Below are 15060 nucleotides of genomic sequence, written 5' to 3'. Positions count from 1 at the left end.
TCGAAAGTTTTAAGTAATTTTGGCTCCTCTAAAACAAAAGGAATGAATAAGATTACCCGAATATTATCTATTGTTGTTACTTGCCTAGTTGTGGGTTATTTTTCTGGAATAGTCACCCGTTCATCTGTAACAACCTGGTATCCAACATTAATAAAGCCGAGCTTCAATCCACCCAATTGGGTTTTTGCCCCAGTTTGGAGCATGCTTTATATTATGATGGGAATCGCAGCGGGACTAGTTTGGAACAGAATTGATTTTGAAAAAGAAACCGTTAAAAAAGCATTGCAATTTTTCGCAATCCAATTGGCATTAAATGCTTTGTGGTCTTATTTGTTTTTTGGTCTAAAAAATCCAATGTTAGCCGGTTTGGAAATAATTATCTTATGGCTGATGGTTTATGAAACCTATCTTCAATTTGCCAAAATCAACAAGATTTCGGGTTATTTATTTATCCCTTATTTGCTTTGGATTGGTTTTGCGGCAGTTTTGAACGGAAGTATTTGGTGGTTGAATAAATAATGGGGACTGGTCAGTTTTTCAACTTTTGAAATTCAATATTTTTAGCTGATAAAAAATCCATCATACTGAGTATATTATGATGTTCAATTAGTTTCTTCGATTTAGGATCTGCATCACAAAACTGTAGAAAAAGATCAATTTGATCTGGTTTTAATTTTAAATTTTCCGTAAAGAATTTTTGATCGCAGGTATTTTTTGCCAATGTAGCAAATTCAATTTCCGACAGAACATCTTTTTCTGGCTCTTTTTCTTTTCTGAATAAATCTAAAAGCTTTTTGCCAATTGTAACAAAATTTAACCCATTAACAAACGTACCTTGTCTCATAGCTTGAAATCCTTCTCTATTGTCAAATTTTTCTGTAGCATAACCATCTCGTTTACTTTGCTCGTATTTTTTGTCATGACTAAGTTTTATGCTATGTGTTTTTTCAACTACAACCTCGTCTAACTCTTCGGGTCTTTTTATCATTACAACTTGCAAATTGTTCTGTCCAATCTCTTCTTTAGTTACTTTCAGCCTTTTTAAATAATAATTTTTAGCATAAAAAAGCAGACTATCATTAGCTTCAACAGTAATTAAAAATTCCCCTTTATCGTTCGTTTTGGTGCTTTTTTGAGAAGTTTTATTGATGACATCCACGTTCTGCAATAAGAAATTCTCTGAAGAAACTATTCCTTTAAGAAATTTTTCGGTTTGTGAAAAACTAAATTGATATGCAAATAAGGACAATATTAAAAGTAACTTTACTTTCATAAGTAAGAATTTTTTGAAAGTAAATATATTCTAATACTCCCAAAGAAAAACTTATAGGTGATGTAAATTTTTGTTAATTAATTCTTTGCCTATATAGCATTCGCTACAATAAAGCCGCTAGTCCAGGCATTTTGAAAATTAAATCCACCTGTAATAGCATCGATATTCACGATTTCACCTGCGAAATAAAGATTTTCATTTAGCTTACTCTCCATAGTTTTGAAGTTGATTTCTTTTAAATCGATTCCGCCTGCAGTTACAAACTCTTCCTTAAAAGTGCTTTTCCCATTAACTTGAAAAGTACTGTTTCTCAATTGATTTACTAAGTTTTGCAATTGTATTTTGGACAAATCGGCCCATTTGGTTTCGACTTCAATATTTGATGCTAAAACTAAACTTTCCCAAAGACGATTCGGAAAGTCGAACGGTGATTTTTTGGAAACCGCTTTTTTCGCATGTTCTTGTTTTAGTGTTTTTAAAATTTTCTCAGCATCTTCGGCATCAACATCGTTTAGCCAATTCACGTTAATGGTAAACTGATAATTTTTATCGAATAATATCCGCGCACCCCAAGCTGATAATTTCAAGATTGCAGGTCCACTCATTCCCCAATGTGTGATTAACAAAGGGCCGGTAGAAACCAATTTGGTATCTTTTACCTTTACGGTAACTTGAGCCGCTACGCCAGGCAATTCTTTGATTCGGTGATCTTTTATATTGAAAGTAAATAAAGATGGAACTGGACTCACAATTGCATGACCTTGTTGTTGAAGCATCTCCCAAATTTTGGGATTGCTTCCTGTCGCAAGAACCAATTTCTCGGCGATAAAATTTTCATGTTGCGTTTCTACTTTCCAAAAATTGTCTTTTTTGAAAATGGACTGAACACTTTGACCTGTTAGTACCGAAATCCCGAGCTTTTGAGTTGCTTTCACAAAACAATCAATAATAGTTTGTGAAGAATTCGAAACTGGAAACATTCTCCCATCCTCTTCAATTTTCAACTCCACTCCATGCTTTTCAAACCATTCTATCGTATCACCCGAACAAAATTGATGAAAAGGACCACGTAATTCTTTTTCGCCACGTGGGTAAAATTTCACCAATTCATTAGGCTCAAAACAGGCATGGGTCACATTACAACGCCCTCCTCCAGAAACACGGACTTTTCCTAACACTTCGGCTCCTCTTTCGAGAATGGCTACTTTAGTTTTTGGATTTTTTTCTACGATATTGATGGCCGTAAAAAAACCGGCAGCTCCACCGCCAACAACGAGTATGTCAAAATTTTGATTCATGGTTTTGCAAAGAAATAGATTGGAATGAGTTTATCATTTGTTGCATTCGTTTAAAGGCAAAACAACAAATAATTTAGAATGCAAATGTAAGCATTCGTTTTTTAAAGAATAAGTGTTCTAACTTCTTTAAAGCAAATCCAGAAAATCTGTGATTATACCATCCACTTTGAATGATTTCATTCTTTCGATAGCCTCAATTTCATTTACTGTCCAAGGAAAAACCTGAATCCCTTTCTCCTGGATTTTAGCGGTATATTCATTCGTCAATAATTGAAAATCGGGATGTAAAGCTTCTGCCTTCATGAATTGGGCGAAAAAAATGGCTAGATCCAAATCGGTTTCTGTTAAGACTCCAATTCGGATATTTTCGTTTAAAAAACGAACTTGCTGAAGTGCATTCCAGTCAAAACTGGATACAAGAAAATGAGTGTGATTCCAATTTTTTTCTGAAATATAATGTTCTATTAATTGAACCACTTTCTCGGCAGTACCTTGGTCTTTCAATTCAATATTTACAAAACACCTTTGATTTACCAAATCCAAAACCTCTTCCAATGTTGGAATCGCATGTTTCTCATTGATTTTAAAGGACTTTAGCTCCTGCAATGCCAATTGATTCACAACTCCCTTTCCGTTCGTAGTTCTATCTATAGTTTCGTCGTGGATTACGATCAAATGACCGTCTAAGCTAAGATGTACATCCAATTCGATTCCGTCTGCTCCCATTTCTATTGCTTTTTCAAACGAAACCAAGGTGTTTTCAGGCTCATATCCTTTGGCACCGCGATGTCCTATTTTAAGAATTTTGTCCATAGTTATACAAATATAAAAAACCTCCAGCTAAAGCTGGAGGCAATTAAAAAATCTTGTGTTGTGTTCGATAATTGTTTTTTTTCTTTTTAAAATCATTACAAAAAAGCAAAATCTTTCCCTTTAGCCCCGATTACTTCACTATACTTTTATTTTTATAGGAGTTCAGTGAACTTCGTTTGAAGTGAAAATCCTCTCTCGTTTTTTCTGCGAGAGAGATTGTAACGAAAAGCGAGATCTATGTTTACAAAAAAGCAAAATCATTCTGCTCTAAAATTTATTTCTTTAATTCCAACAGAACGATATCAAACTCACTGTCAACAGTAACTTTTCCATTCAAAACACTTGCCATTTTACCGGAATAAGCATCCCTAACTTTGGTTCCTTCCTTGAAGGCAGAATCTACAGGGATTTCTTTTTTACCTGTAACCAAATCCAATCCGATTACGACTGTATCTGAATATTTTCCTTTGATGAAAGTTCTGGAACACACATACGGTTTAGTCGAAATTTCGGCATTCACACCAGCTCCAACCGATGGATGGTTTCTTCTGAACTGACCTAGTTTTTGCCAATGTAACAGTACTTTTTGAGTTTCGACATTTGTATTTACAGCATTCCAATTCATCATTGAACGCAATGTTGCATCGCCTTGAGTTCCTTCTACAACAAGGGAACGAGCCGATTCATCACCGTAATATACTTGTGAAATACCAGGAGTCAATAACAGTTTTGTTCCGCTTTCGATACTTTTGGTACGCTTGGCATCAAATGGACCACCGTCATCATGAGAAGACAAATAATTCAAAACACTGTTCCCTTTCAATTGACCGTTCAGCAAAACAGAATACTTTGAAAATAAGCTAACATAGTCTTTTTGAGCATCACTTTTGAATTCAAAATTAATCATCGCTGTAAAACCATTCTCGTAATAATTCACTTTTTTATCGCCAAAATCGAATAACTTTCCGTTACTGATATTGTAATTATAAACTTCTGCAATTGTATAAAAAGTATTGTTATCCAAAACTTTGGTTGGATTGTTTTTTTTCCAATTGGCAAATGAATAATCACATTGCGTTTTGAAATCGGCCCAAACACTTTCGTCTGTATGTTTAACGGTATCGGCTCTGTATCCATCGATTCCAAACTCGGTAATATAATCTGTCAACCATTTTATGATATAATATCTTGGAGTTCTTGGATAGCCTGTTCTTTTAAAAAAAGCATCCAATGAAGCCACTTCTTTATCATATCTTCCTTCGGCTTTCCATTTTTCGACCAAAAAAGGAGGTAATGCCACTTCTTCTTTACTTTCCGTTTTTACATCAGGTAAATTGGCAACTAATGTACATGCAGTTGTATTCTCAAAATTATTGTATTGACATTTAGGTCCTGTGCGAACCCAGCCTTCCGGCCAAACCGTATCTACGTCGGTAACTGGTCCCGTATGGTTGATTACACCATCAAGCATAATACGAATTCCTTTGGCATGCGCTTTTTTAACCAATTCGACTAAATCTTTTTTGGTTCCAAAGTTCGGGTCCAATGCCGTCCAGTCTCTTGCCCAATAACCATGAAATCCATAGCTCAAGCCCGTTCCTTCATCTACTCCATCGTGAATTTGCTCAACAACAGGAGTAAACCAAATCACATTGATTCCTAGTTTTGTAAAATAACCTTCGTCTATTTTTTGAATAATTCCTTTGAGATCACCACCTTCAAAACCACGAAGTTTTCCGGGAGTTTTGGTTCTGCCAAAATTTATGTCATTAGATTTATCTGCATTATTAAAACGGTCTGTCAGCAAAAAATACAGATTGGCGCCTTCCCAAACAAAGGGTGTTTTTTCTGTTTTCATTTTCGAATCCTTTTTTGCTTGTGCAGAAACAAAGGTTGTTGCCAATAAAACAAACAGCAATACTATTACTTTTCTATTTATCATAATTGAATTTTAATTTCGTTATCTAATCCTTTTTTCAATACTACAGGAATCTCAAGCGTATTGTCATTAATTTTAAAATCAACATTTGCACCATTAATGTTAATTTTAGTCGGTCTTACACTGATATTGTGAACCAATAAAGCAATGTTTTTATCTGCGCTGGCAAACGATTTCCCAACAGTAGTATTCATTTTTAGCGTAATTTCTTTAGGGGTAACATTACTTGAAAAATTCAATATTTCGTAAGCCCCTTTTTCGAAATCATTAGGTGTTACTCCATCATCATTGTATAATTTTCCAGTACTTGAAGTTACTTTTTCATCAAAATAAAAATGCAAATCAAAATTAGCTAACGAATATTTTGTTGTGTTTTGAATTGTTTTAATCATGGGAATAAAAGCACCTCCACGAACAAAAACCGGGATATTTTCTGCCGAAACCGCTATACTCTCCGTAGCTCCTGCCTCATGTTTCACATCGGTATAAAAATCATACCAATTGTTACTTTTCGGGAAATAGACAGTCGTGTTCGTAACTCCTGCTTTGGTAATTGGAGTCACTAAAAAATCATTCCCCCACAAATAGGAATCACAAGAATTCAGTAACTTTTCGTTTGTAGGTTCTTCAAAAAACAAGGGACGCATCAATGGCAATCCTGTGTTATTATTTTCAAAAGCCAATGTGTAATTATACGGTAACATTTGGTAGCGTAGTTCTATTTGTTTTTTGGCTTTTGCCTTAGTCACAATGTCTTTATTCACTGGTTCTGAAGGCACGTCTTCCTGTGCATGTGGGCGATAAACAGGCTGAAAAACACCATACTGCAACCAACGAATGTACAATTCATTATCAAAATAATCTCCTGCAAATCCTCCTAAATCCGAGTGCATATAGCCCATTCCCTGCATTCCCATTTGCAATGCAATTTCGGGTTGCGATTGTAAGCCTTCCCAAGAACGGCTCACATCACCAGACCATGGAATCATACCGTAACTTTGCGACCCCGAATATCCGGCGCGCATTAGAATAAAAGGACGCACATTTGGAAAGTCATTTTTATAACCTTCGTGAATCATTTTTGCCCAAGAGTGTCCATAAATATTATGCACTTCATCAGCTTTTCCTTGTGCCGTAAATGCTGCTGATGGGAATACTTCGGGTTCTCCCAAATCTCCCCACCAACCACCAACTCCTTGGTTGATTAAATCTTTGTAAATGTTCCAAAACCAAGTTCTTCCCTCGGGTTTAAAAACATCTACAAGTCCTGTATTTCCAAAATAAAAATCATATTTAAATGGATTTCCAGCATTGTCTGTGGCCAATACTTTTTTATCAACTGCTTCTTGCCATTTGCTTGAAGTGGTTAGAATAAAAGGCTCCGTAATCAAAACTGTTTTAACTCCTTTGCTGTTCAAATCAGTTATCATTTTCTTTGGATCGGAGAAATTATCTTTGTCCCAATCCAAGTTGCCCATTGTTCCTTGAACTGTTTTACCAAACCAATACAAATCAAGAATTATTGCATCTACAGGGATTTCGTCTTTCAAATATTTGTCGATAGTTTTGGCTACTTCTTCTTGGGAATGATATCCAAATCGACTTGAAAAATTACCCAAAGCCCAGCGAGGAACAAGAGGTTGTCTTCCAGTCAATGCTGTGTAATTCGAAGTCAAATCAGTCCAAGTATCACCGGCAATTACCTGATAGGTTTTTCTGCCCGAGATGGTTTCATAAACTAATGTGTTATCTTTTTTACTGTCCAAATCCAACCAACCAATGGCACCGTTATCAAAATGAACTGCATAAATTTTGGATGACATTACCAGCGGAATTGAGAAATTCATCTTTTTCGAATGCGTTCCATATCCATAATCTGCTTGGTTATACAATTCCAAACGATTCCCGCGACGGTTCATGCCTAATGCCCGAGCCCCTGCACCGTAAAGCGCTTCAGTTCCATCCAAATTAAACTCTAAAGTTTCTTTAGGTTGTTCTTTGCTGGAATTCTCTCTCTTTACATATCCGTTTTTCTCAGAAATCAATGGCTTATTTTTGTACAAATAGCTGATCTGAAATGGCTTTTTTTGAACAGAAACATTAATTCCATTAGAAGAATACACTAACTCGTTTTGTGTTTGCTTTAATTTAAAAACTGTTTTCTCAGGAGTTAAAACAACTGCATGTGAATTGGAATTCAAATTTTCACCAGAAGGCAAAAAAGTAGTTTCAATTATTTTATCTGAATAGGGTTTAATAAAATACTGTCCATCAGATGTTTTAATCTCCAAAGTATTTTTGACCAATTTATAACTTTCAAATTTCCTGTTTGCGTTTTGCGCAAAAGAAAAACTTGAAATTAAAAGAAATAGAACTATTTTTTTCATAGCTATTTTATTTTTTTAAACCATTAAGATATTAAGGTTATTAAGCTTTGTCTGTAATTTGATTAAAAATGAATGGCAAAGCTTTTCTAAATGAACCTTAATCTCTTAATGGTTAATTTATTTTAAATTTTACTTCAATTCCAAAAGCAGAACCGATTTTCCTTCGATGGAAATATCATTTTTCAAATCAATAGCCTTTCCGGAAAGCACGTCATTCCCAGTTTTATAATTGGTAATACTTTCTTGAAAACGACCGGTTGAAAAATTTTTAGATTCTTTATTGTTATTGATGACTACCATAACCGATTTTGAATCGGTATATCTGAAATATACATACACATTATTTTCTGGAATATAATGCTTCATTTTTCCAAAATGCACGGCATCATTCGATTTTCTCCAATTGAACAATTGAGCTGAAAAGTCAAAAAATTGTTGTTGTTCAGTAGTTCTACCTGCTTTTGCGAAAGCATTATTACTGTCTCCAGCCCATCCTCCAGGAAAATCCTGTCTAATTGCAGCATCACCATCTTTGTCTTTACTTCCTGCCATTCCAATCTCAGAGCCATAATAAATCTGTGGAATTCCGCGAACTGTTGCCAACAAAGTCATCGCCATTTTATATTTTGATAGATCTTTTTGGTAAATTTCATTGAAACGATTCGTATCATGATTTTCAACAAAAGTCATAATACTATTGATATTTGGATATAAAAAGTCATTGGTGAAATTCTCGTAAACATTTACCATTCCTTCATTCCACTTACCGTTATCTTCATTAAATACTTTGGCTAGAGTTTCAGTAAATGTAAAATCCATAACGGACGGCAAATACGAATTATAGTTTTGTATAGCCGCAATTTTACTGTCTTTTTGCCAATATGCCATTTGCGCCTGATCATGCATCCAAACTTCCCCAACGATATTAAAATTTGGATATTCATCGGTTATTGCTTTTGTCCATTCAGCGATTCCTTTTTTATCGCAATAAGAATAAGTATCTACACGAAAACCATCTAAATCTGCGTATTCAATCCACCAAATGGCGTTTTGTTTTAAATAAGTATTCACCAACGGATTGGACTGATTCAAATCAGGCATTGATTTTACAAACCAACCGTCCATACACGTTTTTGCATCAATTTGGGATGCATTTGTGTCAAACTGAGTGGTCATTCTGTAATTGGTTTGTGTGAAATTCGGAAATTGATGAAACCATTCTTGAGAAGGCAAATCCTTCATCATCCAATGTTCGGCACCCCAATGGTTAGTCACGTAATCCATAATTAGTTTCATGTCACGTTTGTGCAATTCGGTCGAAAGTTTTACATATTCTTCATTTGTTCCAAAACGAGGGTCAATTTTATAAACATCCGATTGTCCGTAGGTATGATATGAATAGGCTTTGTCATTATCTTCACAAAGTGGTGTTGGCCAAAGTGCTGTAGCTCCCAATTCTTTTATATAATCCAAATGTTGGATCATACCAGCGATATCTCCACCGTGTCTCCCGCCAGGAAGTGATCTGTCTCCTTTTTCAGTAACTGATTTGTCGCTGTCATTTTTAGGATTTCCATTAGCAAAACGGTCGGACATCACTAGATAAATCAAATCGGATGCATCGTAACTTTTTCTTGAGGCAGAATTTTCTCTTCTTTGTTTTAAACTGTATTTTTTGGTAAGAGCTACTTTTTTATTTTTGGAAAATGAAAAAATAAAATCTTGCGCTGTCACATTTTTAGTATCAATTGTAACAAATAGATAATTTGGGTTTTCGGTCTTTTTGACATCTTTAATGACAATATTATTGGATACCGTCACTTCATTTTCTGCAATATTTTTGCCGTAAAACATAATCTGCAATTCCGGATTGTACATTCCTGCATACCAAAAAGGAGGCTCAACTCTGTCAATTTGTGCGAAAATTGATGTTGAGATAAAAAATAATAGAATGATTATTTTCTTCATAAATGTGAAAATTGATTTTATTAGAATTATTATTAGCAACCAACAGCTCACTAATAACCTATGTTCAATTGTATTTTTAAATAATAGCCAAAAATCACTATATCTCCTTTTAGCCCTGATCGCAGTGAAAATCCTCTCTCGTTTTTCTACGAGAGAGATTGCAGCGGAGAGCAGGAATCATATAACCAAAAATACCTGATATTACCGCTCCTAAAAATTAATCGAATTCCGATTTATAGCTAAAAGTTAGTGATATGTCTATAATTAAAACCCTTTCGAAGTAAAACTTGGAAAGGGTTTGTTATTGATTTATTTTTAGATTTTTGGCTGAACCAAAACTGCTGTGCCGTTTACATAAACAGTTAACTCTTTGTTTCCTTCAAGGGATAATTTGGTTTCCTTATGATCTACCGCAATTTTCAAAATTTGGTTTCTGAAATTAATTTTAAAAGAATAGCCTCCCCATTCTTTTGGAATTTTTGGAGAGAAATGAAGTGCATCATTTTTTACTCTCATTCCACCAAATCCTTCAACGATACTCATCCAAGTTCCAGCCATAGATGTAATGTGACAACCTTCTTCAACCTCTTTGTTATAATCGTCAAGATCCAAACGAGAAGTTCTTAAATAAAAGGCATACGCCATATCCATTTTGTCTAACAAAGCAGCTTGAATTGAGTGTACACAAGGAGAAAGTGAACTTTCATGTACCGTAAATGATTCGTAGAAATCAAAATTACGTTCCAATTCATCTTTAGCAAAATGATCTTCAAAGAAGTAAAAACACTGCAATACATCGGCTTGTTTGATATAAGGCGAACGTAAAACACGATCCCAAGACCATTTTTGGTTGATTGGTCTTTGTGAACGGTCTAAATCTTTTACTCTAACTAAATCTTTGTCCAAGAAACCATCTTGTTGCAAGTAAATCCCCATTTCTTCTGATCTTGGGAAATACATATTACCTGCTACTTTATTCCATTCTTGCAATTCAGTTTCAGAAAGTTTTACTTTTTCCATAATACGTTTATGGTCTGAAGGATATTCCAATGAAACTTTTTGAATTTGCTCATAAGCATAATCAATACACCATTTAGCAATATAATTGGTATAGAAATTATTGTTGATGTTGTTTTCGTATTCGTTTGGCCCAGTTACTCCTAAAATCATATATTGATTTTTGTTTTTAGAGAATGAAGCTCTTTGGTGCCAAAAACGGGCAATACCAATTAAAACTTCCAATCCTTTTTCTGGAATATAAGAGTAATCGCCAGTAAAACGGTGGTAATTATAAATAGCAAAAGCTATGGCACCATTTCTATGGATTTCTTCGTGGGTGATTTCCCATTCGTTATGACATTCTTCACCATTCATAGTAACCATAGGATACAAAGCTGCTCCATTTTTGAAACCCAAATTTACTTCGGCATTTTCAATAGCTTTGTCCAATTGATTGTAACGATATGTCAATAAATTACGCGCAACTTGTTGGTCTTTTGTCGCCATATAAAATGGAATACAATACGCCTCAGTATCCCAATAAGTTGATCCACCGTATTTTTCTCCAGTGAATCCTTTTGGTCCAATATTCAAACGAGAATCTTTTCCTAAGTAGGTTTGATTCAATTGGAAAATATTAAAACGAATTCCTTGTTGTGCTTTTACATCTCCTTCAATAGTGATGTCTGACATTTCCCAAATTTTAGCCCAAGCATCAATTTGATCTTGTAATAATTGATCGTATCCTTTTGCTAAAGCAGCTTGAATAACATTTTCAGCTGCCGAAATTGTATCGGTATGATTTAATGAAACAGTATACCCTCCAATTTTTTGGATTGCTGATTTTTCTCCTTTTGCAACAATAACATCATAGTAAAATAAAATTTTATCCGCTATTGTATCTACAGAAGTTGGAGACATATTTTGTTTTTCCCCTCTTGCCCAAATGGTGTTTTGCATGAAGGTTGTTACTTTAAAATGCGTTTTAAAAGTTTGAGCTGTAACAAAAGCTTCATTCCCTGATTTTTTAACGTCTAATGGTTCCCAGAATTTTTCTTCCCAGTTAGCGTCTTCATTGGTTACACCAGCGTCAATATATGGTTTGTAAATAATTTTTGCATCTTTATTCAAAGGCGTGATTTCATAGTTGATCACTCCAACTTCGTCTAAATCCAATGAAAGGAAACGACGAATATCAACCGCTACTTCAGTTCCGTTTTTCAACGTAGCCTGAAAAGAACGATGGTACCAACCTTCTTTCATATTCAATTCACGACGAAAGTTTTTAACTTCAGTACACGTATTCAAATCAAAATCCTCACCATTGATTTCAATATTAATTCCAATCCAGTTTGGAGCATTCAAAACTTTAGCGAAATATTTAGGGTATCCATTTTTCCACCAACCCACTTTAGTTTTGTCTGGATAATAAATTCCCGCAATATAACTTCCTTGAAAAGTTTCTCCTGAATAATTTTCTTCAAAGTTTGCTCTTTGTCCCATTGCACCGTTTCCAATACTAAAGAGACTTTCAGATGATTTTACACTCTCTCTATCAAATCCTTCTTCAATGATAGACCAGTTATCTGGTTTTATATAATCTTGATTCATTTTCTGTTTTAATTTAAGGATAAGGTTTGAAGCTTGAGAATAAAACACCTCATTGCTTCATTCCTCTTTAACCTTATTTTTGGTTGGTTATTTGTTTATTAAAGATTCCAAGAAAGTGGAATCAATCTTTGTAAAGTCTTTAAAAATGTACTGAGCTTCATTCAGTGTTTCTTCTTCACCAATACCAATGCTCATCATTTTGGCAACATTTGCAGCTTGCACACCAGCTACCGAATCTTCAAAAACTATTGAATCTTCATTGGTTATGTTCAACAAGCGCGCAGCATGAAGAAAAACTTCTGGATCTGGCTTTGCATTCACAACATCATTTCCGTCAACGATGGCGTCAAAAAAAGCAAGAGTTCCCGTTTTTTCAAGAATAGGTCTAGCATTCTTACTAGCTGAACCCAATGCAATAGGCTGATTATTTTCTTTTAAAAATTGCAAAACAGGCATTACCCCTGGCAAAATCTCACTTTCATCCATATCAACTAAATAGGACAGATAGTCTTCATTCTTTTGAATTAACCATTTGTCTTTATCTTCTTGTGATGCCTCAACTTTTCCTAATTCTAAAATTATATCCAAGGAGCGAACTCGGCTCACACCTTTTAATAATTCATTATGTTCTAATGTGAAGTCAATTCCTAATTCATTGGCAATTTTTTTCCACGCTAAAAAATGATATTTGGCAGTGTCCACAATTACACCATCTAAATCAAAAATAAATCCTTTTCTCTTTTTCATTATAATTCTGCTTATTATTTATTTTATAGTTGTACTTTTTCTTTAACAAAAAATACAGCTGAACCTGCAATTAACATGGAAACTCCAGCAATTACAATAATCGCCATTGGATTACCTCCAAAAAGTGCTATCAAAGTACTACCTAATACACCTGCTGCAATTTGAGGAATTGTTATTGTTGCATTAAAAAGTCCCATATAAACTCCCATTTTATCTGCTGGCAATGAACCAGATAACATTGCATAAGGCATCGCCAAAATTGCGGCCCAAGCCAATCCTACCCCTGAGATAGAAAGTAATAACATATTTTTGTCCTCAACTAAAAACATAGAAATCAATCCTAATCCACCCAATACAAGTGAAAAACTGTATGTCTTTTTTCTTCCAATTGATTTAGCAATCGAAGGAATAAGCAAAGAGAACAAAGCTGCTACTCCACTATAGAATGCAAACATTACTCCCGTCCAATCTCCAGCTTCGTTAAAACCAATTGATTTTGCATCTAGAGCAACTCCATGCCCCCAAACTTGATTAGCAATTGCTCTTGTAGTGTAAACCCACATTAAGAACAAGGCAAACCAGGAGAAAAACTGAACAACTCCCAACTGCCAAAAGATTTTTGGAGCATCTCCAATCAATGTAAAAATGCTTGTTTTTTCCATTTTTTCAGGAGCATTTAGATCAATTTTATTGTACTCAGCGTGTTCCTTTGGAGCATATTCTTTGGTTCTTAAAACAGTCCAAAGCACGGTTCCCAATAATATTGTTCCTCCAATATAAAAAGACCAGATTACTGATTCTGCTACTTTTTCACCAGCAGCAGGCACATTAGACATTCCAATTTTAACTAAAATCCAAGGCAATAATGATCCAAAAACAGCTCCAAAATTGATTAAAGCACTTTGAAGTGAATACCCAAGATTACGCTGTTCATCATTTACCATATCACCCACAAGAGCTCTAAATGGCTGCATCGTAACATTAAATGACGTATCCATCAACAACAACATTACAGCTCCAAAAACCAACGGAGGCAACAGATATGTAAAATACTCTGCATTTGGCATAAAGAACATTGCCATTGCAGAAACAATCGCTCCAAAAAATATAAACGGAATACGTCGTCCTAATTTGGTCCACGTTTTATCACTCGAAAGACCAATAATAGGCTGGACAATCAAACCTGCCAAAGGCGCTGCCAACCAAAAATAACCTATACTATGAACATCAGCCCCTAAGGCTTCTAATATTCTACTTGTATTTCCATTTTGCAAAGAATAGCCTATTTGAACCCCTAAGAATCCAAAACTTAAATTCCATATTTGCCAAAAACTTAATTTCGGTTTTTCCATTATTAAAAAATTTACATATTTATCAGACAAACACACTGTTTGCCCTATAGTTTTTTGATTATATCAACTAAAATTGATAATGAAAATTACAAACAATACAAAATGAAGTTTGGTTCAAATTATTACAATCAAATAATTTTCATATCGAAACAAATCTTTCCATTATTCATTTAAAATAATTAAGATTTATTAATTTCAAAAATGACTAAAAATAATCGTTCCTGAATTTAATTGTTTTTATAAAAAATACTTTGATAATAATATGGAATAGCTAAATCGGTTTATCCATCATTATAGATAAACTTTCTTAAAATTCATTAACTATACACTTGTAAAAATTCATTAAATCATTATACTATTTATGAATTCTTTTTTTAAAATTTAATTGCATTGGAATAAATAAAATACAATTAAATTTTCGTTATAAAAAAACTCATCTTATTTTTCGAAGTAAAAGAAAAGCTATAAACGGGGAGTAAATATATAAAAATCTTTTTTGTTTATATTCAATAAAACCTGAAAATAATCATTTTTTCCAACTACAAGGTTGTAGTAATTAATAAAGTACGTATTTTTTTTGCAAATTATTTTAGAATTGACAAAACAAAAAAATCGAACAGAGTTTAATCCATTCGATTTATATTTTAGTATTCGATTCCAAAAGTAATTAATT

Annotated in this window: 10 protein-coding genes; 1 reads left to right on the top strand and 9 read right to left on the bottom strand. The window is 34.1% G+C overall.

All coding sequences use genetic code 11. From position 1 onward, the window contains the following. Nucleotides 1–42: 42 nt before the first annotated feature. The gene (locus AC1DY0_RS16610) at nucleotides 43–519 is read left to right on the top strand and encodes a TspO/MBR family protein (RefSeq protein ID WP_477189703.1); all 477 of its coding nucleotides are present in this window, start codon (nucleotides 43–45) and stop codon (nucleotides 517–519) included. 10 nt (nucleotides 520–529) lie between these two features. Here AC1DY0_RS16610 and AC1DY0_RS16605 read toward each other — a convergent pair whose 3' ends face one another. From AC1DY0_RS16605 to AC1DY0_RS16565, 9 genes are all read right to left on the bottom strand, one after another. Beyond that, on the bottom strand, nucleotides 530–1273 hold the full coding sequence (locus tag AC1DY0_RS16605; RefSeq protein ID WP_477189702.1) for a hypothetical protein: 744 nt from the start codon (nucleotides 1271–1273) through the stop codon (nucleotides 530–532). An 89-nt stretch (nucleotides 1274–1362) separates the two neighbouring features. Continuing rightward, nucleotides 1363–2571, bottom strand: a complete 1209-nt coding sequence (locus AC1DY0_RS16600; RefSeq protein WP_477189701.1) for a BaiN/RdsA family NAD(P)/FAD-dependent oxidoreductase — start codon at nucleotides 2569–2571, stop codon at nucleotides 1363–1365. A gap of 126 nt (nucleotides 2572–2697) precedes the next feature. Continuing rightward, the gene (locus AC1DY0_RS16595) at nucleotides 2698–3384 is read right to left on the bottom strand and encodes a glycerophosphodiester phosphodiesterase (protein WP_477189700.1); all 687 of its coding nucleotides are present in this window, start codon (nucleotides 3382–3384) and stop codon (nucleotides 2698–2700) included. A gap of 274 nt (nucleotides 3385–3658) precedes the next feature. Then, nucleotides 3659–5326: an alpha-amylase family glycosyl hydrolase gene (locus tag AC1DY0_RS16590; RefSeq protein WP_477189699.1), complete on the bottom strand. Its 1668-nt coding sequence runs from the start codon at nucleotides 5324–5326 to the stop codon at nucleotides 3659–3661. Further along, nucleotides 5323–7710 carry a glycoside hydrolase family 31 protein gene (locus tag AC1DY0_RS16585; protein WP_477189698.1) on the bottom strand — a complete coding sequence of 796 codons (2388 nt, stop codon included), beginning with the start codon at nucleotides 7708–7710 and terminating at the stop codon, nucleotides 5323–5325. Before AC1DY0_RS16585 ends, AC1DY0_RS16590 begins: the two co-directional genes overlap by 4 nt. A 129-nt stretch (nucleotides 7711–7839) precedes the next feature. Continuing rightward, the gene (locus AC1DY0_RS16580; protein WP_477189697.1) at nucleotides 7840–9678 is read right to left on the bottom strand and encodes a glycoside hydrolase family 13 protein; all 1839 of its coding nucleotides are present in this window, start codon (nucleotides 9676–9678) and stop codon (nucleotides 7840–7842) included. A 315-nt stretch (nucleotides 9679–9993) separates the two neighbouring features. Then, nucleotides 9994–12288, bottom strand: coding sequence for a glycoside hydrolase family 65 protein (locus tag AC1DY0_RS16575; protein WP_477189696.1), 2295 nt, complete (start codon nucleotides 12286–12288; stop codon nucleotides 9994–9996). 87 nt (nucleotides 12289–12375) lie between these two features. Next, on the bottom strand, nucleotides 12376–13035 hold the full coding sequence (gene pgmB, locus AC1DY0_RS16570) for a beta-phosphoglucomutase (protein ID WP_477189695.1): 660 nt from the start codon (nucleotides 13033–13035) through the stop codon (nucleotides 12376–12378). 23 nt (nucleotides 13036–13058) lie between these two features. Continuing rightward, complete coding sequence (locus AC1DY0_RS16565; RefSeq protein WP_477189694.1) at nucleotides 13059–14387, bottom strand: MFS transporter; 1329 nt, start codon at nucleotides 14385–14387, stop codon at nucleotides 13059–13061. Between the last annotated feature and the right edge of the window lie 673 nt (nucleotides 14388–15060).

This window comes from Flavobacterium sp. P1_E4 (genome assembly GCF_056405915.1).
This window is presented reverse-complemented; position numbering and strand designations above follow the sequence as displayed.